This window comes from Ancylobacter mangrovi (genome assembly GCF_024752335.1).
In the GTDB taxonomy this organism is placed as follows: domain Bacteria; phylum Pseudomonadota; class Alphaproteobacteria; order Rhizobiales; family Xanthobacteraceae; genus Ancylobacter; species Ancylobacter mangrovi.
On sequence record NZ_JANTHY010000003.1, the window covers coordinates 740,818 to 765,105 of the forward strand.

The following is a 24,288-nucleotide window of genomic DNA, read 5'->3' on the forward strand; positions in this document are numbered from 1 at the left end:
ACAGACCATGAGCCAAGAGGCGTGCAAAATTACACGCCGATCCCCCTCACAACGGGGTCAATCTTCCATGCCGAAACACAAGCAGAGCCACCTAGTGCGGAGGGCGCCGGTAAGGTTCGCACCAAATCTCCGGCGCCCACAGAGCGCTTGGTCCTCGATCAGATTGTCGGAGTTGATCTTGGCTAGGAACTTCGCGACACCGAATCTCTCTTGCAAACATGCCAAAGGAGGGCCGAGGTGATCTGCTGTCGGCCCACATGACTGGCGCCAGCGTGACGATTGATGGTGGCCGCGTTCTCTAGAACTCGTTTAGCGGCCAGGATCTGCCGGCGTCGACATCGCAGCAAGGAAGACTTGCCACCGGTCCTCGAACAAACGCTCGACATCTGGGATCACACCCGCAGCGAGGCGCACACGGTTGTTCACCCCCTCCATGAGATCGATCAGGACGTCGCGTGCCAAGAGGGAATCGCCCGGTCGCAGGACGCCTGTTCCTTGTGCGACGCTTACCGCCTCAGCCAGCGGTTCCAATGCCGCGGCCGACCATATGGCGAGTTGCTCCCTCAATGACGGACTGACGGCGGCTTCGGCGTTCACTGAGAGATAGAAGGCGGCATAGTCGCGCGCTGTGCCGAACGCGACATAGCTCCGGGCAATCCGCCGCACCTTGTCCAGCGGCTCCGTGCCCGCCTCGCCGGCAGCGACAAGCGCCTGCCGAAATCTCGCTATATCGCGACCGACAACCGCTTCGAGCAAGGCCGCCTTGCCGGGATAGCGCCGATAGATCGTGTGCTTGGATACACCCAGCTCGGACGCGATTTCATCCAGCGACGCATGTCCGATTCCCCTCGTGCCGAAGACGGCACGTGCGCCATCAAGGATTTTCGCGCCGAGGCGTTCCGCTTCCTCTTTGCTCGGCCGTCCGCCGAGCCGCCTGCCAGGATGACACTCGCTTTTCACTGCACACCTCACCCTCACAAAAACGACACGACGTCGTTGCGTTTTAGGTCTGTATTCTGTAACGATACGGAGCCGTGCCGTTATGCAATGAATGATGAAACCAATGGCGTCAATCGATCTGTCGGGACTGTCATGGACCGCGCCGGATGGCAATTCGCTCTTTACCGACCTCGATCTTTCCTTCGGGCCTGAGCGGACAGGCGTTGTCGGACGCAACGGCACAGGCAAGTCTTCCCTGCTCAGGCTGATCGCTGGCGACATCGCGCCACAAGTCGGAGCTGTCCGTGCCAACGGCAGAATTGGTCGTCTGTCGCAAATGGCGCAGGTCGATCCGGGGATGACTATCGCCGATCTGTTTGGAGCTTCGGGCGCGCTGGCGCTGGCGCATCGCGCCATGGCGGGCGAGGCGACCATTGATGAACTCCCCGATGTCGACTGGGGCCTCGAAGAGCGTCTCGCCGCCGCGCTGACGCGCATGAATTTGCCTGCTGATGCCGCCGTGCCGCTTGCAAGGCTTTCGGGCGGACAGCGGACGCGGGCCGGCATTGCGGCGGCGATCTTCGGGAATCCGGATTTCCTCCTGCTGGACGAGCCGACCAACAATCTCGACCGCGCCGGCCGTTTGTTGGTCATCGACCTCGTTTCTGGCTGGCGATCCGGCGCGATCATCGTCAGCCACGACCGCGAACTTCTCGACCATGTTGACACCATCGTGGAGCTGACCTCGCTCGGTGTCGCCCGCTATGGCGGCAACTGGAGCGCTTATCGAATCCGCAAGGCGACCGAACGCGCCGCCGCTGAGCATGACCTCGCTCATGCGGAGAAACAGGTGGCCGAGACTCATCGCAAGGCTCAGCTCGCAGCCGAGCGCAGCGACCGACGCAAAGCGAACGCGACCCGCAAGGGCGCCCGCGGCGACCTTCCCCGCATCGTTGTCGGCGGACGCAAGAACAACGCGGAAGCGAGCCGCTCCAGCGGTCTGCGGCTTATTGAACACCAACGGACGAGAGCGGCTGAATCGGCTTCGACAGCCAGATCGCGCCTGGAGGTTCTGCAAACGATGTCGGTGAAGCTGCCATCGACGGGCCTTCCGGCGAGCCGACAGGTCCTGAACCTGGACGACGTCACGGGAGGCTATCGTGCGGCGAACCCGATCATCCGACATTTTTCCCTCTCAATGACGGGGCCTGAACGCGTCGCCCTAGTGGGACCGAACGGATCGGGTAAGACCACGCTGCTAAAGCTTATCATCGGCAGCCTCTTGCCCACGGCCGGCCATGTCACAGTCTCGGTGGCATTGGCCATGCTCGATCAAAGCGTTGGCATGCTCGATCTCGCGGCCACCCTGCGCGACAATTTTTTGCGGCTCAATCCCGGCACAGGCGAGAACGCGTGCCGTGCCGCCCTTGCCAATTTCGAGTTCCGGGCGGAAGCGGCTCACCAGTTGGCCGGCATGCTCAGTGGCGGGCAATTGCTGCGTGCCGGGCTTGCCTGCGTACTCGGAGGAGCATGCCCTCCTTCCCTGCTCATCCTCGACGAGCCGACCAACCATCTCGACATCGAGTCGATTGCGGCGGTCGAACGCGGCCTCCTCACCTATGACGGCGCCCTGCTCGTCGTTAGCCATGACGAGGCATTCCTCGGCCAGATCGGCATCGAGCGTCGCATCAGCCTCGGTTAGCCACGTCGTGGACTGGATGGATAAGCCTCTGTCATCGACCAGCGACGTTGAAACATTGGCACACCCGATTTGCTGAATTTCAAGCAGCGATCCCGTGCGGCCCGGCAAGAGCGATCGCTTATCGTGGCTCACCATGTTCCCCAGCCTGCGGATAATTCGCCATCTACTCCTAGTCATTACTCGCAATCGGAAATGTCTCATGGAGTTCGACATGGATCCTCAGCGCCGCAACCTTCTCGGTTTGGCCGCCCTCGGTCTTGCAACAGGCCCGCTCGCCCTGTCCTCCGCCTCCGCGCAGCCGGCCGCTTCATCGTCGACGGCTCATGCCGAGGCCTCGGCCGGGCGCGACGCCCACGCGGCCTTCGCTCCGTTGAAGACGGTGCGCGCCGGATCGCTCGATGTAGGCTATGCCGAGGCAGGCCCGGCCGACGGGCCCGTCGTCCTTCTGCTGCACGGCTGGCCCTATGACATCCACGCCTATGTGGACGTGGCGCCCCGGCTTGCCGCGGCCGGCTATCGCGTGCTCGTTCCCCATCTCAGGGGCTACGGCACCACTCGCTTCATCTCCGGGAAGACGGCACGAAACGGCCAGCAGGCCGCATTCGCCGTGGATGCGATGGATTTCCTCGACGCCCTGAAGGTGGAAACGGCGATCCTCGGCGGCTTCGACTGGGGCGCGCGCACCGTCAACATCATGGCCGCGCTCTGGCCGCAGCGTTTCAAGGGCATGGTGTACGCGCGACTTTTCTGTCACGAACAGAGCCAAGAGGGCGCGCGGCCGTGGATTGAAGAGCGCGTCCCGGGGAGCAAGAGGGGTGGCGTGAGGCGCTCAGAGAGGTGGGACGTGGCCGTTCAACTCCCGGCCGCGCGCAGTCCACCGCTCAGTAATCGCGAAGACGGTCCGTGACGATGCAGGATAGCCCGTCGCAATTCACTATTTAAGCAGTTCACGCGCGATGATCGTGCGCTGTATCTGGTTCGTCCCTTCATATATCTGCGTGATCTTGGCGTCGCGATAGAGGCGCTCGACCTCGAAGCCGCGGATGTAGCCGCTGCCGCCGAAGATCTGGACAGCATTCGCGGTCTGCGCGACCGCGACGTCCGACGCGAAGCACTTCGCCATCGAACAGGCCATCGTGGCGGGCTCGCCGGCGTCGAACTTCGCCGCCGCGTCGTGGGTCAACAGGCGCGCCGCCGCGATATCCTTGGCCATGTCGGCGAGCATCCATTGGATTCCCTGGAATTCGGAGATCGTCTGTCCGAACTGCTTGCGGGTCCGCGCATAGTCGAGGCTGGCCTCGAGGCCAGCCTGGGCGATGCCGAGCGCCAGTGCGGCGATGCCGATGCGACCCTTGTCGAGCACGCTCATCATGATGTGGAAGCCGCGTCCCTCGGTGCCGAGCACGGCGTCGGGAGCAAGGCGCACATTGTCGAACGTCAGCCCGCCGACCTGCGAGGCGCGCTGACCCATCTTGTGCTCCTTCGGACCCCGGGTGACGCCGGGCAGGTTGAGTTCCACCAGGAAGATGGTCATGCCGCGCTTGCCGGCATTCCTGTCGGTGCGCGCGAGCACGAAGCCGATATCGGCGAGTGGGGCGTTCTGGATCCAGAGCTTGCCGCCGTTCAGCACCCAGCCCTCGTCGGTGCGCTCGGCGGTGGTGCGGATGCCGGAGACGTCGGTGCCGGCCTCGGCCTCGGTGATGCAGTAGGCGACGCGCTTCCGCCCGGCGATCACGTTTTCAAGCCATGTCTCGCGCTGGGCGTCGGTGCCGTGGATTGAGAGAAGCGTGCAGCCGAGCTCGACGAGGCCGCACTGGTCCGCGACGGAGGAATAGCCCTTCGAAAGCTCCTCCATCACCAGCGCGTAGCCGAGCGCGTCAAGGCCCGCTCCGCCATGGTCGCTGGACACGGTGATGCCGAAGAGCCCGAGACGGCCCATCTCCTCATAGATCTCGCCGGGGAATCGTTCGTCCCGGTCGAGCTCTTCCGCCCGCGGCCGCACCACTTCCTGTGCGAAGCGACGCGCCATGTCGCGGATCTGGACATGGGTTTCGGACAAGGACATGAGGCGCTCCCGAGATGTGATTTATAACTATCTAGTTACTTACTTTCGATCTCATGGCGATGCAAGCGCCGCGCGACCTGAGCCGTGATCAGTCCCGCCGAAGGAGCCGCATGATGGTGTCGACGTTGAAGGCGAGGCGCTCGTCGAGCGCTTCGCGCGAATTCAGGTCGCGGTCGTAGATGATCGACCCGGTGAAGCGATTGTTCAGGTAGTGGTAGCCGACCGCGGCGATGGTCAGGTTGACCTGCACGGGATCGAGGCCGTCGCGAAACACGCCGGCGGCGACGCCGCGCTCGAGGATGGAGCCCACCATCTCGATCAGCGGAGTGTGCAACTCGCGGATCACGGTGGACTTCTTTAGGTAGCGCGCCCGGTGGAGGTTCTCGGTGTTCACCAGCGTCAGGAATTCGGGGTTCCTGATGAAGTAACTCCAGGTGAAGGTAACCAACTGGCGGATCGCCTCCTCGGGCGGCAGTTCCGCAAGATTGAGCCGCTGTTCGGCGGCGCGGATCGTGCCATAGGCGTCCTCCAGGACGGCGACGTACAGGCCCTCCTTGTTGCCGAAATAGTGGTAGATCATGCGCTTGTTGGCCTTCGCCCGCGCGGCGATGGCGTCGACGCGCCCGCCCGCCAGCCCAAGCCGTGCGAACTCCGCTTTTGCCGCGTCTAGAATGCGCCGGCGCGTAGCGTCGGCCTCGCGCGGACGCGGAGTCCGGGCCCGTGGAGCCGCGCTTTCCGATTCATTCTCGGCCTTGGCGCCTGGACCGTCCGTCACCCTATGCCCCCCGATTGCCTTGCCGGCTCCTTTTGCAGGCCGCGACTCTTCTAGCCCAACGGCATGGCCAGCGCGACCGCTGAACCCGCCAAGCGGGTTGCCAATGGCATCTTAAGTAACTAACTAGTTATTTATGGAAAGGCATTCGGCTGGATGAGGAGAATTCGCATGAAAGCGATTGTGGCGGTCAAGCGGGTCGTCGATCCGAATATGAAGATCAGGCTCAAGGCGGACGGTTCCGGGATCGAACTCACCGGCACGAAGATGGCCATGAACCCGTTCGACGAGATCGCGCTCGAGGAGGCCATCCGCCAGAAGGAAGCTGGAAAGGTCAGCGAGATCGTTGCCGTGACCATCGGCAGCGCATCGGCCAGCGAGACGCTTCGCCATGCGCTCGCCATGGGGGCCGACCGCGCCATCCACCTCGTGGCCGAGACGTCGCCCGAGCCGCTCGCTGTCGCGCGGCTGCTGGCGGAGGTCATTCGCCGGGAGGAGGGGCGGCTGGCGCTGCTCGGCAAGCAGGCCATCGACGACGACACCAACGCTACCGGCCAGATGCTCGCCGCAACGCTCGGCTGGCCGCAAGCCACGTTTGCGTCCCGGCTTGCGATCGAGGGCGACATCGCCCGCGTCACGCGTGAGATTGACGGCGGCCTCGAAAGCTGGGAGCTGCCGCTGCCGCTGGTCGTGACCGCCGACCTGCGCCTGAACGAGCCGCGCTATGCCTCGCTGCCGAACATCATGAAGGCGAAGAAGAAGCCGCTCGAATCCATCGACGCGGCCAGCCTCGGGGTCGACCTGACGCCGCGTCTCGAGCGGCTGTCGCTTGCCGAGCCCGCTGGCCGAAAGGCCGGCGTGAAGGTCGGCTCGGTGGACGAGCTTGCCGCCCATATCCGCACTCTTGCCAGGGCCTGAACGATGACCACGCTCCTCATTGCCGACCATGACGGACATGCCATCTCGCCGGCGACGGCACGCGCCGCGACCGCAGCTCGCGCCTTGACCGGCACGGTGGAGGTGGTGCTGCTCGGCGGCGCCCACTCGCTGGCCGCCGCGGCTGCGAAGCTTTCGGGCGTCGACCGCGTGCTCCGGATCGACGCGCCGGGCGACCTTTCAGTCGAGGCCGCGGCGATGCTCCTGAAGGCTCTCGCGGAAAAGCGCGGTGCGGACGCAATCGTCGCGGCGGCGACCAGCGCGTCCAAGGATCTCCTGCCGCGCCTTGCCGCGTTGCTCGATGTGATGCTGGTGGCCGACGTCGTCGCCATCGAGAGCGAGGGCGTCTTCACGCGCCCGCTCTATGCCGGCAACGCGCTCGAGCGCCTGCGCTCACGCGACCCGATCAAGGTGCTCACCATTCGCGCTACCGCATTCGAGGCGGCGGCCGAGACGCAAGCGCCTGCGCCGGTCGAGGAGGTGTCGTGGACGGACTGGGAGCGTGTGGCCCCGGTTCCCGCGCGCCGGCTCGTTTCCCGGGACGTGACGGTCCACGAGCGCCCGGACCTTGGATCGGCCCGCGTCGTCGTCTCGGGTGGACGTGCGCTGGGCTCCGCGAAGCGCTTCGACGACGTTCTGACGCCGCTCGCCGACGCGCTCGGCGCGGCCATTGGCGCCACCCGCGCGGCGGTCGATGCGGGCTATGCGCCCAACGACCTGCAGGTGGGGCAGACCGGGAAGATCGTCGCGCCCGACCTCTACATCGCGGTCGGCGTGTCCGGCGCCATCCAGCACCTCGCGGGCATGAAAGATTCGCGCGTCATCGTTGCGATCAATACCGATCCGGAGGCCCCGATCTTCGCCGTGGCGGATTACGGGCTGGTTGACGACGCGTTCACGGCGGTGCCTGAGCTCACCCGCGCGCTGGCGGAGTCCTGACACAGGAAGTCTGCCCGGCTGCCAGAACCGGGCGGACTCTCTTTTTCTCGGATCTCAGGCGAGGCCGAAGAAGTTGAAGTTCGCTTCAGCCTGACCGACCAACGCCTGGTAGCCGACCTGGATCGGGCAGCCCTTCGCCTCCGCCGCCTGCAGCAGCGGCGTCACGGGCGGCTTCATGATCATGTCGGTGACGATCTGTCCCGGAACGAGGGTCGCGGGATCGATCGGGTAGGGGTCTCCCGCCGCCATTCCAAGCGGGGTCGCATTGGCCACGATATCGAATTCGGCGGGAACCGGCGCGCCGGTATCGACCTCGATGGCGGGATAGGCGCTCTTGACCGCAGCGACGACGCGCTCGGCCTTGCCCGCGTCCACGTCGACGACGCGCAGGCGCGAGACGCTCGCATCCGCCAGCGCCACCGCGATCGCCGCACCTGCGCCGCCGGCGCCGATCAGCAGGACCGAACGGCCGCCCGGATTGTGCCCGCTGGACTCGAGGCCGTTCACATAGCCGACGCCGTCGAAGGTGTCGCCGACCCAGGTGCCGTCAACCTCGACGCGAATGGAGTTCACCGCGCCGACCAGCTTCGCGCGCGGTTCGATCCGGTCGACGACCTCCATCATGCGCGGCTTGTGCGGAATGGTCGGGATGATGCCGGCGAGATTCTTGAAGCTGCGAAGGCCGCGGACCGCGGCGTCGAAATCGTTTGCGGCGAATTGGAGCGGTGCGAACACGACGTCGATGCCCTTCTCCGCCGCGATCTTGTTGTAGAGCTGGGTCGAGCGGACCTGCCGGATCGGATCGCCGATCACGAAATAGAGGCGGGTTTCCCCGGTAATGCTGAGCAGGGCGGCTCCGGCGTCGGACATGGTTTCCTCCTGTTTTCTGGGGTGCTAGTGGCAGCGGCAGGGCCTAGAGGCGGGGAAGCAGCATCGCCCCGTCGACGCGGATCACCTGTCCGGAGACGTAGGGGAGGCCACCCGAGGCTATCGACGCGGCAACGGCTCCCACATCGGCCGGCTGCCCGAGGCGGGGGATGAGCGTCAGTCCCTCCTCGTCGACCCGGCGCTGATAGTCGGCGAGTGCCGGCCGCGACATGTCGGTCTCGATCACGCCGGGCTGCAGATCGAATACATAGATGCCTTCCGCGGCGAGGCGCGCGGCGAAGACCTGCGCGATCATGGCCGTGGCCGCCTTCGATACGCAGTACTCGCCGCGATTGGTCGAGGCGGCGACGGCGCTCACCGAGGAGACCAGCAGGATGGAGTGATAGAGGCTCGGATCGCGCGGGCGCGAGCACAGGCGCCGCCCCACCGCCTGGGTGAGGAAGAATGCCGCCTTGGCGTTGTAGAGCATGCAGTGCTCGTAGCTTTCCACCGAAGCTTCGAGCACGTCGCCACGCTTGAGCGCTCCGACGCCCGCATTGTTCACGAAGGTCGTCAGCGGGCCGAGCGCGGTCTCCACCTGGTCGAGCATCGCCTCGTGCCGCGAAAGATCGCCGATGTCGCCCACGAGGGCTGTGACCCGGCCACCGAGCGCGGCGACCTCCTCGGCCGTGCGCTGCGCTTCGATGAGATTCGAACGGCCGTGGACGGCGATGTCGAACCCCTTCGATGCCAGTGCCAGAGCGATTCCGCGTCCGATGCCCCGGCTGGAGCCCGTGACGAAGGCTACCGGCCGGCCATCCGGCGCAGCCGGAGGCGCATAGTCCCTCATGTCGTATCCTCGAACGAAAACTGGCGGGTCTGAGGCCCGCGATTGGTATATCGTTTGACCAGATTTCTGCTGTGCGTCAAGGCGTCTAGGCCGCTGCGGACGCCCGGATTTGGCCTTCGAGTACGGCGCGAGGCGGCGCGATCCCGCGCGCTATATCACTATAAAGCATTGATATATAACGCTTTAATTCATAAACCGATGCCGCGGTGGCTTTGGCATGGGGATTTGTGGCGCATTTAGAGCTTGCCGGGGCGTGATGGAAAATTAACGACACAGCGTTATCGATGATAATCATTGTTTTTCAATATTTTACGAGACAATTGATGCGGCATTTGCTGCGCGTCAAGCCACTGTCGAGTTGATAAATCGTTGTACTTCACGCTGTCTCTGGGCTAAGACCTCCCTCAAGAAGGCGCAAAGGCCTGCAGGAGGAACTCATGTCCAAGGCCCCCATTTCGGTCGCGGTCATCCGACGCCGCAGTCCCGCATGTCCGCGTGCGAGGGGCCCGAAAAGCTTTCTTCCCCGCTGCTGAAACACCGCCGCCGCGCAGCGTGGCGCTGTTCGGCTCACGCTGCATGAGGATCACGATCCGTCGTGCCGCGGGGGCAGTCGGTGGCCAATCGAACAAACAGGAGGAACCTCATGAAGTCACTGAAGCTCGCCGCAGCCATCCTGACGGGCTGCGCCTTGCTCGCCGGCATGTCGGGCCCGTCCATGGCTCAGGAGAAGATCGTCCTTCACGGCGCCAGCGCCTACAACAAGGACCACATCTTCAACCGGACGATGGAGAAATTCGCCGAGCTGACGAAGAAGTACTACGGCAAGCCCGTCGAATTCGTGATGCACGAGAATGGCGAGCTCGGGAACGAGGCCGGCTATTTCGGCCTGATGACGCGCGGCACCTCGGTGGACTTCGCTGTCGTGGCCCCGGCGCACATGACGCCGATCTCCCGGAGCGCCGGCATCCTCGACACGCCGTTCCTGTTCAAGGACGTGGATCAGTGGAAGAAGGCGGTCTCCGGCGACGCCTTTCAGCCGATCATCGATGACATCGAGAAGCGCGGCCATGTGAAGATCCTCGGCCTCGGCGGCGGCGCCGAACGCAACATCCTCTCCAAGAAGCCGGCCGACGATCTCGCCGGTCTGCACGGGCTGAAGATGCGCGTGCAGGGCACGCCGATCCACGCCAAGGCGTTCGCCGCGGTCGGCATCGTGCCGAGCGTGATCGCGTATAACGAGATCTACAACGCCATCCAGAGCGGCGTGATCGACGCGCTGGAGAACGAGGCGTCGACCAATGCGCAGATGCGCTTCTACGAGGTGGCGCCGGAAGTGATCCGCACCCGCCACATCATCACCGTGCGCCCGCTCGTGTTCAACGGCGCCACCTTCGACCGGCTGCCGCCTGACCTGCAGGCGGCCATCGTCAAGGCCGGCGCCGAAGCGGCGGCCTGGTGGCGCGCCACGGAGAGTGCCGAAGATGCCGCCACGCTCGAGAAGATGGCGGCCGAAGGCAAGGTGCGCATCCACGAGTTCAAGGATCGCGAGGCGATGCACGAGAAGGTTCAGCCGGTGATCGACGCCTATGCCAAGGAGCTCGGCGCCGAGGACGTGCTGGCGCGCATCCGCGCCATCAAGTGAGCCGCCGAACGCTGGACAGACGTGACCGGCAGAAAGACCAGGCCGCGGCGTAGGCCGCGGCCAATGCGAGGACCCGCCTATGCGACGCTTGCTGAGGTTCTACCACCTCTTCCTCGTCCTCATGCTCGGAATACTCTGCATATCGCTGATGATTCCGGTCGGCATGCAGATACTTGCCCGCTATGGCGAAATCATTCCGGCCTATTTGTGGACCGAGGAAGCCGCTCGTTTCAACCTGATCTGGCTGATCATGGTCGGGTCCGCCGTCGCGGTGCGTGAGAACGCACATTTCGACATCGATCTGCTGCCGACGCCGCGGACCGCCTTCGGCGCGCTGGTCGCCCAGCTCTTCGTTCGCCTCTGTGTACTCGGGTTCGCGCTGACCTTTCTGTGGGGAAGCGTCTCCTACACCAAGTTCGGCATGCGGATGACCTCGGATATGTCGGACATCAACATGGCGTATGTCTACAGCGCCTTCCCGTTTGCTGCGATCGGCTGGGTCGCCTTCACGCTCGAGAGCATCTACGACGCCGTCGCCGGCTATCTCCGGGCTGAATCCGCGCCCGTACTGAAGGAGGCTGAAAATGGGGCCCGGTGAGGTTGCTGCCATTCTGCTCGGCACCTTCGCCGTGCTTCTCATGCTGCGCGTGCCCGTCGCCTTCGCGCTCGGCATCGCGTCGCTGCCGCCCTTGCTGTTCGATCCGCAGGTCGATCTCTACGTCCTGATCGACCAGATGTACTCCTCCTACAATTCGTTCCTGCTGCTGGCGGTGCCCTTCTTCCTGCTCGCCGCCAATGTGATGAATGCCGGCGGTATCACCGACCGCATGCTGCGCCTCTCGCGCTCGCTGGTCGGGCATTTCCCGGGCGCGCTCGCACAGATGAACGTGGTGCTCAGCGTGCTGTTCGCCGGCGTCAGCGGCTCGGCGACGGCCGATGCGGCGAGCCAGAGCAAGATCTTCATCCCCGCCATGGTGAAGGAAGGCTACGACAAGAGCTTTTCGGTCGCCAACACCGCTGTCTCGTCCGTGCTCTCGGTGATCATTCCTCCGAGCATACTCATGGTCATCTGGGCGGGGACGCTCTCGATCTCGGTCGGCTCGCTCTATATCGGCGGCATATTGCCGGGGCTGATGCTGTGCCTCGCCATGATGGCGACGGTGCACATCTACGCAACGAAGCGTCACTATCCCCGCTTCGCACGCGCCAGCCTGGCGGAGCTCGCCGGCGCCGCGCTGGTCGCCATACCCGCCCTGTTCATGCCCTTCATCATCGCGGGCGGAAAGATCTTCGGCTGGTTCACCGCCACCGAATCCGCGGCGATCGCGGGCAGCTATGCCATCGTGCTGGCGGTGGTCGTCTTCCGTGAGCTGAACCTGAAGTCGCTGTTCGCGACCTTCGTCGACACCGGGCGGTTCGCGGCGGTCTCCCTGTTTTGCCTCGGCACGGCCTCCGTGTTCGGTTGGCTGCTTGCCTACTACAAGGTGCCCAACGCGCTGCTCGCGCATGCGGTCGAGTGGAACATGGGCATCACCGCGACCGGCTTCTTCGTCGCCGGGGTGTTCCTGGTCGTCGGCTGCTTCCTCGATGCCATTCCGGCCATCGTCATCGTCGGCGCAATCCTTCAGCCGCTGACCCAGCATGCCGGCATGGATCCGCTTCACTACGCGCTGATCGGCATCGTGTCGCTGGCCTTCGGCCTCGTAACGCCGCCCTATGGCCTATGCCTGCTCATCGCCACGGCCGCGTCGGGCGAACCGCTCAAGGCGGTGATCAAGGACACGATGATCCAGCTTCTGCCCATGCTGCTGGTGCTGGTGACGGTGATCATGCTTCCGCAGATCTACCTGTTCCTTCCCAATCTGGCGGGGCCGATCCTGGGGCCGTAGCCCGAAGGAAAGACCAAGGAATGAAGGGCGGCCCGGCAAGGCGGGGCCGCCCTTTTCGTTTGCCTGCTTCTCTGGGAGCTGACGCCGTGAGCGGCTACCGGCTGCCGCAGGAGGCCCGCACGATCAGGTTCGGCCGCAGGATGACGTTCTCGTGGATGCGGCCGGGCATCTTGATGCGCTCGAGCACCAGTTCGGCGGCACGGCGGCCGATGTCGTGCGCGTGGAGCGCGACGGTGGTGAGAGCGGGATAGGCGAGCTCGGCATCCGACGTGCCGTCGATGCCGACGAGCGCAAACTCCCGTCCCGGCTCGATCCCGCGCATGCGCAGGCCGTGCATGGCGGCGATGGCGACGTTGTCGTTGTAGCCGATCGCGGCGGTAGGCGGCTCGACAAGATCGAGGGCCTTGTTGATATCAACGATGGCGTTGGCCCGGGTGGGCCTGCTCTCCGTGCATAGCGCCGGCTCGAACGTGATCCCCGCCCGCTGCAACGCATCGCGATAGCCGGCGATGCGGTCGATGCGCGCCGGGCTGTGCGCTTCGCCGCCGATGAAGGCGATGCGCTTGTGGCCGAGCTCGATGAGGTGACGCGTCGCCATCCGGCCCGCCAGCCGGTTGTCCGGTCCCACATAGTCCACATCGGCATCCGGCGGCCGGCGGACGGCCACGCAGATCGGCGTGCCGCCCGCGGCGATGCGCTCCAGGAATTCCGGCTTCGTCTCCGATGCGGGAAAGATGATGAGCCCGCCGATGCCGTGCTCCTCCAGCGAGCGATAGACCCGCGACTGGCGCTCGATGTCGTCGCCGGCCTCCACCAGGAACACGAGGAAATCCGTGCTCTCCAGTCCCTGCTGAACGCCGGCGGTCATCTCGGCGAAGAACGGGTTGCAGATGTCGTTGATGATCAGGCCGATCGCCTGCGAGGTCTGCCGCCTGAGATTGGCGGCGCTCCGATTGTACTTGTAGCCGAGCCGCTGGATGACCTCCTCGACCCGCAGCCGCGTCTCGGCCGAAATGCGCTCGTTCTTCTGCAGAACGAGCGACACCGTCGAGGGCGAGACCCCCGCCGCCTTGGCTATGTCGATGATCGTGACGCGCCGGAGCGGCGTGATCTCATTCATTGGCGGCTTCAGCGTCCGTTGAAGTGCGGCGGGCGCCTCTCTCGCAGCGCCTGCACGCCTTCCCGGGCATCATCAGTGCCCGCGGCGGCCATGCCGGCAAGGAGTTCGAACGTTGCATCGCTGCCAATTCCGAGACCTCCGTTGAGAATCGATTTGGCGATCTGCGTCGATATGGGTGCCATGCCGGCAATCTCGTGCGCAACTTCCATCGCCTTCGCGAACGCCGCGCCGGGCTCGGAGACGTCGGTCGCCAGTCCCCAGGCCAGTGCGGTTGCAGCATCGATCCGACGCCCCGTCAAGGCCATGAGCTTCGCGCGCGGAAGCCCGACGAGACGGCTCAAACGCTGCGTTCCGCCCCAGCCCGGCACGGTTCCGATCGAGGTTTCCGGCAGCGCGACCTTGGCCTCGGCGTCGATGACCCGGATGTCGGCGGCCAGCGCCAGTTCCAGTCCGCCGCCGAAGGCCATGCCGTGGATCGCGGCGACCACCGGCAGGCGGGAGGTCTCGATGCGCTGGAAGACCCGATGGCCGTTCAGGATCCAGCTGCGGCGAACGTCCTCCGGCGTCAGACTTCCCCAGATGTTCACGTCGGCGCCGACGCAGAATGCCCGCCCTTGCCCGGTGAGAACGGCGACGCGAATATTCGGCGAAGCTTCGAGCTCCTCGATTGCAGAGCCGATTTCGCCGATCATCTGTGGTGTCAGCGCATTCAGCTTCGCGCTACGGGCCAGCACGATCGTGCCGACGGCTCCATCGCGGTCGATATTTACGAGATCCATCTTTTCCTCGCTCACGACGGCGCGCCGTCGATGCCTCTTCGTTCCGTGTCGGCGCCTCGGTGCCCGAGCGCGTCTTGACGGCGGGGCAGAGCGCAAAGTAGAACGTTCTACCTACATTGCCAAGCGTCGCCCCGAAGCAGGGCCGACCGCACCCCGCGAGGGAGCCAAGATGAAAATCGTTACCAAGGAGGAGCTCCAGTCGATCCTGGCGGAGCTGAAGGAGGGCGCGACCGTCGCCACCAGCGGCGCAGGCGGCGGCCTGATGGAGCCGGACGACGCGCTGAGCTGCTTCGAGGCGGCGTTTCTTGCGCAGGGCACGCCGCGCAACCTTACGCTGGTGCACGCGCTCGGCCTCGGTGACCGCGCGCGGCGCGGCGTGAACCGCTTCGCCCATGAAGGCATGGTGCGCCGGGTGATCGGCGGCCACTGGGTCTGGTCGCCCACCATGCTGCGCATGGCGCAGGAGAACAAGATCGAAGCCTATTGCCTTCCCGGCGGCGCGATCATGCATCTGTTCCGCGAGATCGGCGCCGGCCGCCCGGGCCTTTTCACCCATGTCGGCCTGGGCACCTTCGTCGATCCCCGGCAGCAGGGCGGGCGCTGCAACGCGATCTCGACCGAGGATATCGTCGAGCTCATGCACATCGATGGCAAGGACGTGCTGCGCTACAAGCCGTTCCCGGTCGATGTCGGCGTGATCCGCGGCACCTATGTCGATGAAGCCGGCAACATCAGCGCAAGCGAGGAGCCGGCGGATCTCGACGCCTATTCCCTCGCGCTCGCCGCGCGCAATTCGGGCGGCATCGTCGTGGCGCAGGTGCGCGAGCGCGTTGCGAACGGCCATATCCGTCCGCGCGAGGTGACGGTTCCGGGGAATCTGGTCGACTACGTCATCGTCTGTCCCGATCAGCAGCAGACCTACCAAGGCGGCTACCATCTCTCGCTCGCCGGGCTCGAGCACGGCGACGTGGTGCGCAGCAGTGGCAAGGACGACGCGGCCCGCCGCATCGTCGCTGCCCGCGCCGCCGACGAGCTCATCCCCGGCACCACGCTCAATTTCGGTTTCGGCATGTCGGCCGACGTGGCGGAGATCATCTTCCGTACGGGGCGCCAGAAGGATTTCTGGTTCACCATCGAGCAGGGCATTCATGGCGGCGACCTGCTGACCGGCGACATGTTCGGCATCGCCGCAAACCCGATGGGCATCGTCTCCTCGCCCGAGCAGTTCGACCTCTACAGCGGCGGCGGACTGGACATGACCTTCCTCGGCCTCGCCGAGATGGACGGGACCGGCAATGTGAACGTGTCGCATTTCGCTGGCCAGATCAGCGGCCCCGGCGGCTTCATCGACATCACCCAGAAGGCGAAGGCCGTCGTGTTCTGCGGCAGCTTCGATACCAAGGGCGCACGTAGCCGCGTGGCCGACGGCAGGCTGGTGATCGACCGGCACGGCGAGGTGCGCAAGCTGGTCGACCGCGTCGCCGGCATCACCTTCAGCGGCGAGCAGGCGATCGCGGAGGGAAAGAAGGTCGTCTACGTCACCGAGCGCGCGGTGTTCAGGCTGACCCCCGAGGGGGTCGAACTGACCGAGGTCGCCCCCGGGATCGACATCCGGGCCGACATCCTGGATCGCATGGGCTTCATGCCGATCATCCGCGAGCCGAAGACCATGTCCGCCCGCTTCTTCGACACTGCTGCGCCCGTCGACAGCGCCGCCTGACATCACAAGGACGACCTGCAATGGACATCACGCTTCCCACGGCGAGCGGCGCACTCGAACGCTATGCGTTGAAAGCCGGCGAGCCGCTCCCGCGCCGAGCCACCGGGCCGTTCAACCGCATCGCCTTTTCGGCCGCGCATGTGACGGTCGATCCGTTCGCGGACATTGATCCGTGGCTGAAGACCGCCGTCGACTGGGAGGCCACGCTCACCTATCGCCGCTATCTGTGGGATCTGGGCCTCGGCGTCGCCGAAGCCATGGACACCGCTCAGCGGGGCATGGGCGTTGACTGGCCGACCTCCCTCGAGCTGATCACCCGAACCGCTGCGGAAGCGCGTGCCTATGGGCCCAATGCGCTGCTCGCGAGCGGTGTCGGCACAGACCAGCTAGCCGCCGGCCGCGACTGCACGATCGACGAGATCATCGCAGCCTATGAGGAGCAGTGCAGCGCCGTCCATTCGTCGGGGAGCCGATTCATCCTCATGGCGAGCCGGGCTCTGGCGCGTTCCGCGGCGGGGCCGGACGATTATCGCCGGGTCTATGAGCGCATCCTCTCCCAAAGCCCGGAGCCGGTGATCCTGCATTGGCTCGGCGAGATGTTCGATCCCGCTCTCGCCGGCTACTGGGGCCATGACGATCACTGGAGGGCGATGGACGTCTGCCTCGACATCATCAAGGCCAACGCCTCCAAGGTTGCCGGCATCAAGGTGTCACTGCTCTCCGAGGAGAAGGAAGTTTCGATGCGGGCTCGCCTTCCGGCCGGCGTCGAAATGTTCACCGGCGACGACTTCAACTACCCCACCTTGATCGCAGGCGATTCAACCCATCACTCTCAGGCGCTGCTGGGCATCTTCGACGCCATCGCGCCGGCGGCGAGCGCCGCTCTCACCGCTCTCGCAAAGGGCGACCGCGCCGCCTATGACCGGCTGATGGACTCCACGGTCCCGCTCTCGCGGCACATTTTCCGTGCGCCCACCCAGTTTTACAAGACCGGCGTCGTTTTCCTCGCCTGGCTGAACGGCTTCCAGAGCCATTTCACGCTCGCCAATGGTCAGGAGAGCGCGCGCTCGACCCTGCATCTGGCGGAATTGTTCCGCCTCGCCGATCAGGCCGGGGTTCTGCTGGAGCCGGAACTCGCCTGCTCGCGCATGCGCAACCTCATGTCGGTGCGTGGTGTCGAGGCTGGGGCCCCCGCCACTCGCGCGGCGGCCTGAGAGGCGGAGATCGTTTCGATGAGCGAGTTTCACGTCGAGGTCGGGCAGAGCTACAGCTTCCGCAAGACGGTATCGGAAGCGGACGTCTATGCCTTCGCCGGCATCACCGGCGACCTGTCGCCGAACCATGTCGATGAAGCGGCGATGCGCGAGACGCCCTATGGCGGGCGCATCGCCCATGGCGCGCTGCTGGTCGGCTACATGTCGGCCTGCTCGACGATGGCCTGCGCCAACGCCAGGGACGGCGGCGAGACGCCCGTCTCGCTTGGCTACGACCGGGTGCGGTTTCTGGAGGGCGTGCGGATAGGCGAGACCATCGCCGTGACATACCGGATCGCGCGCATCGATGCGCAGGCCCGCCGCTCCTACGCCGACGTCGAGGTTCACGTTGTCGACACGGGAAAGCTGGCGGCTGTCGCGGTGCATATCCTGAAATGGGTGCCGAACGCCCCGTAGGTTTCGTCTGCTCCTGGCGGGCGACACGGCGGACCGGGCGACCAGCCCGACAGACAGCGGTCACAGACGGGCTCGCGAGCATGCAGAATCGGGCGCGGGCGTACGGCGGGAGCCAAGCTCCCGGCCTGCGCGATCGCGTCCGCGTCGCCGTTCTCGCCGGAAAAAGAAATCTCGCCGGGGCGCATGGGACAACCGGTTACCATCCTCTGATTCAATAATTTGAATCGACCGGATAGCCTGAAAGCTGCATTCTCCGAATATCGAACAGGACGCTCTATAGGGATTATTTATAGTCCATATAGATCGATTCTAAAGACGGTTTCGACGCTGCGCCGCGCTGGTGAAATAGAATGCAGAAAAGCTACAATATCTTCGAAAAAATACTACGCGGCAGCATCGTCGTCGCCAATGAGGGCGAAGACCTTCTTTTTGTCGACAGGCATTATCTGGACGAGACCTGTTTCACCTGCCTGGAGAGGTTGGAGGACGAGCGCCGGCCGGTGCGGCGGCCGGACCTAACCTTTCTGACGATGGACCATACGGTCCCCACCCGTCATGGCAGGTTCGGTCTCGACGACATACCGAGCCAGGAAATCCGCGACGCGATCATATTGTCGCGGCGCTACGCCGAGCAGTACGGGATCGAACTGTTCGACCTCAACGACCGGCGCCGCGGCATCGCGCATGTCATGATGCCCGAACAGGGCATTTCGCTGCCGGGCACGGTCGTCGTCTGCGGCGATTCCCACACCGCCACCCATGGCGGGGTCGGCGCCCTGGGGATCGGCGTCGGGTTGTCGGAGCAGACGCACATCCTCGCCACGCAGACCTTCTGGTTTCCCCGTTCCCCGTCGATGCGGGTGACGATCGACGGCGTGCTGCCGGTTGGGGTCAGCGCCAAGGACATGACGCTGTTCCTCATCGGCAAGCTGGGTGCCAACGGAGCGACCGGCCACATGATCGAATATGCGGGCTCCGCCGTGCAGGGGCTGAGCGTCGAGGGCCGCATGACCTTATGCAACATGACCGTCGAGGCGGGCGGACGCGCCGGCCTCGTCGCGCCTGACGACGTCACCTTCGCCTGGCTGAAGGGGCGCTCCCGCGCTCCGGTCGGCGACGACTGGGAACGGGCGGTCGCCGACTGGCGCGCGCTCGCTTCCGACCCCGATGCACATTTCGACCGGGAGCTTCGTCTGGATGCCGGATCGATCGAGCCCATGGTGACGTGGGGCATCAGCCCGGACGACGTGGTTCCCGTGTCCGGCGCCGTCCCCCACCCGGGCTCGGCGATCGATGCCGCGCAGCGCGCGCGCATGGAGCGTGCCCTGGACTACATGCATCTCGCGCCTGGCACCGCCATGACCGACATCGCCATCGACCGCGTTTTTATCGGCTCGTGCACGAACGGACGGATCGAGGACCTGCGCGCGGCGGCGGCCGTTGCACGGCGCGGCCACGCGAGGGTCCCGGCGGTCGTGGTGCCGGGCTCGAACACGGTGCGCAGCCAGGCCGAGGAGGAGGGGCTCGACCGCGTCTTTCTCGAGGCCGGCTTCGAATGGCGCGGGGCCGGGTGTTCCATGTGCGTGGGCATGAACGGCGAACAGGTGCCCTCGGGCGAGCGCTGCGCCGCTACCTCGAACCGCAATTTCGCCGGCCGCCAGGGGCCGGGCAGCCGCACCCATCTCATGAGCCCCGCCATGGCGGCGGCAGCGGCCCTGAACGGGCGCATCGTGGACGCACGCGCATGAAGGCCATGACCTCGATCACCGCCGTCGCCGCTCCGCTGCCGGCGGCCAATATCGACACCGACCAGATCATTCCGGCACGCTTTCTCATGCGCTCGCGGCGGGCCGACTATGCCGCCCTGCTGTTCCACGACCATCGCTTCGACGCCGGCGGCACGCCGAAGGACTTCGTGCTGAACGATCCGACCTGGAGGTCGGCGGGCATCCTCGTCGCCGGCGCCAATTTCGGGTGCGGCTCGGCGCGCGAGCAGGCGGTGTGGGCCATCGCGGATTTCGGAATCCGGGTGATCGTCGCCCCGAGCTTCGGCGCGATCTTCCGTGGAAACTGCACGCGGAACGGCATTCTCGCCGCCCGCGTCGAGGAGGACCGGATGACCGGGCTGTGGCGCGCGGCGCGAACGGGAGAGACTGTCACGGCCGACCTTCGCCGCCGCGTGCTGGCAACATCCGGGGGCGAGGAGATCGGTTTCGAGATTCCCGAGGCCGATCGCCACCGCCTGCTCGAGGGCCTCGACGACGTGGCGATCACCTTGCAGCACGTCGACGAAATCGCCGCCTTCGAAGCCCGTCAGGCCGACGGGCGGCCTTGGGCGCTCGCTCGGCCTGACGGCGCCTAGGCCGGGTCGTAGAGCCGGTCGAGCTCTTCCACCCGCTTCATGCCGACGAGGTCGTTGAACTCCTGGAACGGCACGATGCGGTCGGCAAAGCCGAGATAGGTTCCCTCGCGCCGGACCTCGGCGTGGAAGTCCTGCAGGCATTTGACGACCGGAAACAGGATGTCCGGGAACATCAGCAGCCGGAAGCCCATCTCTTCGATCCGCGCCGCCGGCAGGGTCGGCGTCTTGCCGCCGATGCACCAGTTGAACAGGGTCGGCACCGAGAAGCTCTTCGGCACCAGCGCTGCCTGCTCCTCGGTCTCGATCGCCTCGACGAAGATGACGTCGGCCCCGGCCGCCTCATAGGCGCGCCCGCGGTCCAGCGCGTCGTCGAAGCCGGAAACGGCGACCGCATCGGTCCGCGCGACGATGACGAAATCCGGGTTGGTCCGGGCCGCCACCGCGGCGCGGATCTTCGTTACCATGGCCTCTTTGCTGACCAGCCGCTTGCCCTGCATGTGGCCGCATCGCTTGGGCAGCATCTGGTCTTCCATGTGGACGCCTGCCGCGCCCGCGCGCTCGAACTCCTCGATCGCCCGGGTCACGTTGAGATGGTTTCCATAGCCGTCGTCGATGTCTGCGATGATCGGCCGGGTCGTGCGCGCGGCGATCGTGCGTACGAAGCCGAGGACTTCGGACATGGTGAGGGTGCCGACGTCGGGCATGGCGAAATGCGCGGCCGACAGGCAATAGCCGCCGACATGCAGAATCTCGAAGCCGGCGCGCTCTGCGAGTTGCGCCGAGAGCGCATCATAGGCGCCCATCATCTGTATGAGGCGCGGCTGGGCAATCAGATCGCGCAGCGTCCGGCACTTGTCATTCATCGTCGAAGTCCCCGAGGGCGCCGGCGGATCGCGCGGCGTCAGAGTTTGGTGGCCCCCGCGCGGTCGAAGCGGCGGGAGATCGATGTCAATGCGAAGCACGACACGACGTAGACGGCACCCATGAAGAAATACAGCGTGTAGGGTGCGTATTCCCGATTGTTGATCAGGATGGTCGCGCGAAACAGATCGACGAGCCCGATGACATAGACGAAGGATGTCATCTTGAAGATCATGACGAACATGGAAATGAACGCGGGGAACATGTTTCGGATCGCCTGCGGCAGTACCACGTGCAGAAAGGTCTGCAACAGCGACAGGCCCGTCGCATGCGCGCTTTCCATCTGCACGTCCGGCACAGACTGCAGGCCAGAGCGCATGATTTCCGCGAAATAGGCGGCCGCGATGGCGGAGAGCGCGAGTATCGCGGCCCCCCATGCCGACGGGCTGGCGCTGCCGCTGATGGCCGGATAGGTGAAATAGATCCAGAAGATGATCATGAGCTGGGGCGTCGCCCGAACCAACTCGATCACGCCTACGGCGAGGTGGCGGATCCCGGGAGGGCCGTAGAGTCGGCCAGCCGCCAGCACGATCCCCACCGGCAGCCCGATGCCGATGCCGATGAGCGTCAGCAGCCAGGACACGCCGATGCCGTGAAGCAGGAGCCAGCGGCTCGCCCAAACGACGTGCCAGTCGAACAGCGTGATGCCGTAGGCGCTGGCGCAGATGATGGCGATCCAGATCCAGTTCAGGGGACGGCGCAGGGCCGACCGACGCTGCACCGGCGCACCGAGAGGAAGCGCGTCGTTCATCACTTCACCCCCCACTTCTTCTGCAGCGTGGACGCGCCATAGGCGACCGCCAGCGCGAGCGCCACGTAGATCCCGGTCACGACCGTGCTGGCTTCGAAGCCGCGGAAGGTCTGCTGCGCGATCTCCTGGGTCTGGAAGGTCAGTTCGTGCACGCCGATCAGCATCGCCGCCGATGTATTCTTGATCACCTCAATAAACTGGTTCGCCATCGCCGGCACGACGGAGCGCATCACCTGCGGCAGCGCGACATGCCAGAGCGCCTGCACGCGCGTCAGGCCCGAGGCATGGGCGCTCTCCATCTGCTCGCGCGGCAGGGTGCGGAAGCCCGAAATGACGACGCTGGCGATATAGGCGCCCTGATGAAGGATCAGGGTCAGCAGCGCCGCCGGCACGGCATCCGCCGCCGCGACGAAATAGATAATGAAGAGCAGGGCGATGGTTGGCAGGTCGCCCATGATCTCGATGTAGACAGCTACCACGGAGCGGACGTCCTCGCCGCCGATCTCGTCCAGGCAGGCGAGAAACGTGCCCCAGGCGAGACTACCGGCAATGCCCACCACAGACAGCAGCACGGTGAGCTGCAGTCCCTGGAGCAGGGCGAACCGGTAGTCCCAGATAATCTCCCAATGCATGCTCAGCCTCGGGCGAGGTGAGGGCGGGTGAGCCGACGGCTCACTGGCCGATGCCCGGCTGCAGGCGGTACTGCGACCACATCATGAAGTTGGGATCGGTGCCGAACCACTTCTTGTAGAGCGTCTGGTAGCTGCCGTCGCTCCAGAATTCCTGGATCGTCTTGTTGAGGTAGTTCCTCCACAGAGAGTCGTTCTGGCGCACCATGATGGCCAGCGGATCGCGGTAGAAATCGTCCGAGATGTCGAGCTGGTCGTACTTCTTCAGGATCTCCGCCGCGTTCATGCGGTTGGTGGCGACCGCGTCCGACTTGCCGTTCAACAGCGACACCACGGCGTCCGGGTATTCCTGCATGTAGATGAACTGGGCGTTGGGCATCAGTCCCTTCACGACGTCGATATTGGCACTGCCCTGAGTCGCCGCGATCGTCTTGGGAGGCGCATAGTCCTCGAGCTTCTTGCTCGCGCCCTTCTTGATGATTAGGGCCACCGAATCCCAGATGTAGGGAATGGTGAAGTCGACGACTTCCTCGCGCTTCACGGTTGGCGTGGTGACGCCGATCTCGGCGTCGATGCTGCCGTTCTGAAGCAGGGGAATGCGGCTCGAGGAGGTCGTCTGCACAAACTCGACGGGCACGCCGAGCTTCTTGGCGATCATCTTGCCGAGGTCGACGCCGAAGCCGACGGGATTGCCCGACTCGTCCACCGACCCAACCGGCGGGAAGTCATAGCGCACGCCGAAGATGACCTTGCCGCGCTCCTTGATCTTGTCGAGCGTTCCCTCGGCATGAGCGCCGGTGAAGCCGACGGTCAGAACCGCGAGCGCAAGACCCGCACTCTTGAGCAGACCACGCACATTCGCCTCCATTGATTCCGCGCGACCCCGGCCGCGTCAGTGGTGAAGCACCTTGTCGATGAAACGCCGCGCCCTGTCGGACTGCGGATTGCCGAAGAAGGCATCGCGATCGCCGACCTCGACGATCTGGCCCTCGTCCATGAAGACCACACGGTCGGCCACTTCCCGCGCGAAGCCGATCTCGTGGGTGACGATGACCATAGTCATTCCGCTGCGCGCGAGGTCGCGCATGACGTCGAGCACCTCGCGGATCATTTCCGGATCGAGCGCCGAGGTCGGCTCGTCGAACAGCATGATCTTCGGCTGCATGATCAGCGCGCGGGAGATGGCGACGCGCTGCTGCTGCCCGCCGGAAAGCTGGCTCGGATAGTCGTCCGCCTTGTGCCCGACGCCGACGCGATCGAGCAGGGCCCGGGCTGCCACCGCGACGTCCGACGCGCGCTGGCCGCGCACCTTGCGCGGCGCCAGCAGCATGTTGTCCATGACCGTCAGGTGCGGATAGAGACTGAACTTCTGAAACACCATGCCGATGTCGGCACGGAACCGGGTCGAGCGGATGGTGCGTTCATCGAGCGTCTGTCCCATGACGCGGATGGTGCCGGCCTGAATCCGCTCCAGGCCGTTGATCGCCCGCAGCAGGGTGCTCTTGCCCGAGCCGCTCGGACCGCAGATGACGACGACGCTGCCTTCCTCGATCTCCAGATCGATGCCGCGGAGGACCTGCAGGGCGCCGAACCATTTGCCGACGCCCTCAAAGCTGATGATAGGCTCCGTGGTGCTCATCGCACTTTCCGTCCTGCCCGCCTCGGCACCCTCCGGGTCGCCGCGTAGCGTTTGCCAATCAAAACGCTATATGTAAGTTAGTTAAACGTTAGAGAG

At 65.2% G+C, this 24,288-nt stretch carries 23 protein-coding genes and 1 pseudogene; 12 read left to right on the forward strand and 12 right to left on the reverse strand.

The genetic code is table 11. The features are described 5' to 3' along the window. Positions 1 to 309: 309 nt before the first annotated feature. On the reverse strand, positions 310 to 960 hold the full coding sequence (locus tag NVS83_RS13090) for a TetR/AcrR family transcriptional regulator (RefSeq protein WP_258739688.1): 651 nt from the start codon (positions 958 to 960) through the stop codon (positions 310 to 312). Positions 961 to 1,063: 103 nt separating this feature from the next. Here NVS83_RS13090 and NVS83_RS13095 point away from each other — a divergent pair, with 103 nt between their 5' ends. Both NVS83_RS13095 and NVS83_RS13100 read left to right on the forward strand, forming a co-directional pair. After that, a complete protein-coding gene (locus tag NVS83_RS13095) occupies positions 1,064 to 2,641 on the forward strand; it encodes an ABC-F family ATP-binding cassette domain-containing protein (protein WP_258739689.1) in 1,578 nt (525 codons plus the stop codon). A gap of 199 nt (positions 2,642 to 2,840) precedes the next feature. After that, positions 2,841 to 3,374 (forward strand): annotated as a pseudogene (locus NVS83_RS13100) (alpha/beta fold hydrolase); the annotation flags it as partial. Between the two features lie 201 nt (positions 3,375 to 3,575). On the opposite strand, the gene NVS83_RS13105 reads toward NVS83_RS13100, so the two are convergent. Together NVS83_RS13105 and NVS83_RS13110 are read right to left on the reverse strand one after the other, a co-directional pair. Next, entirely contained in the window at positions 3,576 to 4,706 is a 1,131-nt protein-coding gene (locus NVS83_RS13105) for an acyl-CoA dehydrogenase family protein (protein WP_258739691.1), read from the reverse strand. 88 nt (positions 4,707 to 4,794) lie between these two features. After that, complete coding sequence (locus tag NVS83_RS13110; protein ID WP_374115047.1) at positions 4,795 to 5,481, reverse strand: TetR/AcrR family transcriptional regulator; 687 nt, start codon at positions 5,479 to 5,481, stop codon at positions 4,795 to 4,797. 168 nt (positions 5,482 to 5,649) lie between these two features. Between NVS83_RS13110 and NVS83_RS13115 the strand changes: the two genes are divergently transcribed. Beyond that, positions 5,650 to 6,396: an electron transfer flavoprotein subunit beta/FixA family protein gene (locus NVS83_RS13115; protein ID WP_258739767.1), complete on the forward strand. Its 747-nt coding sequence runs from the start codon at positions 5,650 to 5,652 to the stop codon at positions 6,394 to 6,396. 3 nt (positions 6,397 to 6,399) lie between these two features. Beyond that, on the forward strand, positions 6,400 to 7,353 hold the full coding sequence (locus NVS83_RS13120; RefSeq protein ID WP_258739692.1) for an electron transfer flavoprotein subunit alpha/FixB family protein: 954 nt from the start codon (positions 6,400 to 6,402) through the stop codon (positions 7,351 to 7,353). 54 nt (positions 7,354 to 7,407) lie between these two features. On the opposite strand, the gene NVS83_RS13125 is transcribed toward NVS83_RS13120, so the two are convergent. Both NVS83_RS13125 and NVS83_RS13130 read right to left on the reverse strand, forming a co-directional pair. Continuing rightward, positions 7,408 to 8,223: a shikimate dehydrogenase family protein gene (locus NVS83_RS13125; protein ID WP_258739693.1), complete on the reverse strand. Its 816-nt coding sequence runs from the start codon at positions 8,221 to 8,223 to the stop codon at positions 7,408 to 7,410. A 43-nt stretch (positions 8,224 to 8,266) separates the two neighbouring features. Continuing rightward, a complete protein-coding gene (locus NVS83_RS13130) occupies positions 8,267 to 9,070 on the reverse strand; it encodes a 3-ketoacyl-ACP reductase (protein WP_258739694.1) in 804 nt (267 codons plus the stop codon). 643 nt (positions 9,071 to 9,713) lie between these two features. On the opposite strand from NVS83_RS13130, the gene NVS83_RS13135 reads away from it, so the two are divergent. The 3 genes from NVS83_RS13135 (at position 9,714) to NVS83_RS13145 (ending at position 12,601) form a co-directional block, all read left to right on the forward strand. After that, positions 9,714 to 10,712, forward strand: coding sequence for a TRAP transporter substrate-binding protein (locus tag NVS83_RS13135; protein ID WP_258739696.1), 999 nt, complete (start codon positions 9,714 to 9,716; stop codon positions 10,710 to 10,712). Between the two features lie 79 nt (positions 10,713 to 10,791). Continuing rightward, the gene (locus NVS83_RS13140; RefSeq protein ID WP_258739697.1) at positions 10,792 to 11,310 is read left to right on the forward strand and encodes a TRAP transporter small permease; all 519 of its coding nucleotides are present in this window, start codon (positions 10,792 to 10,794) and stop codon (positions 11,308 to 11,310) included. Beyond that, a complete protein-coding gene (locus NVS83_RS13145) occupies positions 11,297 to 12,601 on the forward strand; it encodes a TRAP transporter large permease (RefSeq protein WP_258739698.1) in 1,305 nt (434 codons plus the stop codon). The genes NVS83_RS13140 and NVS83_RS13145 overlap by 14 nt, the downstream gene beginning before the upstream one ends. 94 nt (positions 12,602 to 12,695) lie before the next feature. Here NVS83_RS13145 and NVS83_RS13150 read toward each other — a convergent pair whose 3' ends face one another. Continuing rightward, a complete protein-coding gene (locus tag NVS83_RS13150) occupies positions 12,696 to 13,721 on the reverse strand; it encodes a LacI family DNA-binding transcriptional regulator (protein WP_258739699.1) in 1,026 nt (341 codons plus the stop codon). Positions 13,722 to 13,729: 8 nt separating this feature from the next. Then, positions 13,730 to 14,515: an enoyl-CoA hydratase/isomerase family protein gene (locus NVS83_RS13155; RefSeq protein WP_258739700.1), complete on the reverse strand. Its 786-nt coding sequence runs from the start codon at positions 14,513 to 14,515 to the stop codon at positions 13,730 to 13,732. 154 nt (positions 14,516 to 14,669) lie between these two features. Between NVS83_RS13155 and NVS83_RS13160 the strand changes: the two genes are divergently transcribed. From NVS83_RS13160 to leuD, 5 genes are all read left to right on the forward strand, one after another. After that, the gene (locus NVS83_RS13160) at positions 14,670 to 16,220 is read left to right on the forward strand and encodes an acyl CoA:acetate/3-ketoacid CoA transferase (RefSeq protein ID WP_258739701.1); all 1,551 of its coding nucleotides are present in this window, start codon (positions 14,670 to 14,672) and stop codon (positions 16,218 to 16,220) included. Positions 16,221 to 16,240: 20 nt separating this feature from the next. Then, positions 16,241 to 17,434, forward strand: a complete 1,194-nt coding sequence (locus NVS83_RS13165; protein WP_258739702.1) for a dihydrodipicolinate synthase family protein — start codon at positions 16,241 to 16,243, stop codon at positions 17,432 to 17,434. An 18-nt stretch (positions 17,435 to 17,452) separates the two neighbouring features. Then, complete coding sequence (locus NVS83_RS13170; protein WP_258739703.1) at positions 17,453 to 17,890, forward strand: MaoC family dehydratase; 438 nt, start codon at positions 17,453 to 17,455, stop codon at positions 17,888 to 17,890. A 350-nt stretch (positions 17,891 to 18,240) separates the two neighbouring features. After that, entirely contained in the window at positions 18,241 to 19,638 is a 1,398-nt protein-coding gene (gene leuC, locus NVS83_RS13175) for a 3-isopropylmalate dehydratase large subunit (RefSeq protein ID WP_258739704.1), read from the forward strand. After that, complete coding sequence (gene leuD, locus NVS83_RS13180; protein WP_309486198.1) at positions 19,635 to 20,252, forward strand: 3-isopropylmalate dehydratase small subunit; 618 nt, start codon at positions 19,635 to 19,637, stop codon at positions 20,250 to 20,252. Before leuC ends, leuD begins: the two co-directional genes overlap by 4 nt. Here the strand turns inward: leuD and NVS83_RS13185 are convergent. Genes NVS83_RS13185 through NVS83_RS13205 form a run of 5 tightly spaced genes read right to left on the reverse strand, consistent with a single transcriptional unit; the run spans position 20,249 to position 24,192 of the window. After that, positions 20,249 to 21,115 carry an isocitrate lyase/PEP mutase family protein gene (locus NVS83_RS13185; RefSeq protein WP_258739705.1) on the reverse strand — a complete coding sequence of 289 codons (867 nt, stop codon included), beginning with the start codon at positions 21,113 to 21,115 and terminating at the stop codon, positions 20,249 to 20,251. The genes leuD and NVS83_RS13185 overlap by 4 nt on opposite strands. Positions 21,116 to 21,153: 38 nt before the next feature. Beyond that, the gene (locus tag NVS83_RS13190; protein ID WP_258739706.1) at positions 21,154 to 21,924 is read right to left on the reverse strand and encodes an amino acid ABC transporter permease; all 771 of its coding nucleotides are present in this window, start codon (positions 21,922 to 21,924) and stop codon (positions 21,154 to 21,156) included. After that, positions 21,924 to 22,556: an amino acid ABC transporter permease gene (locus tag NVS83_RS13195; RefSeq protein WP_258739707.1), complete on the reverse strand. Its 633-nt coding sequence runs from the start codon at positions 22,554 to 22,556 to the stop codon at positions 21,924 to 21,926. Before NVS83_RS13195 ends, NVS83_RS13190 begins: the two co-directional genes overlap by 1 nt. Positions 22,557 to 22,596: 40 nt before the next feature. Next, on the reverse strand, positions 22,597 to 23,409 hold the full coding sequence (locus NVS83_RS13200; protein WP_258739708.1) for a substrate-binding periplasmic protein: 813 nt from the start codon (positions 23,407 to 23,409) through the stop codon (positions 22,597 to 22,599). Between the two features lie 36 nt (positions 23,410 to 23,445). Continuing rightward, positions 23,446 to 24,192 (reverse strand): amino acid ABC transporter ATP-binding protein, encoded by a 747-nt coding sequence (locus NVS83_RS13205; protein WP_309486199.1) that lies wholly within the window; start codon positions 24,190 to 24,192, stop codon positions 23,446 to 23,448. Positions 24,193 to 24,288 lie beyond the last annotated feature (96 nt).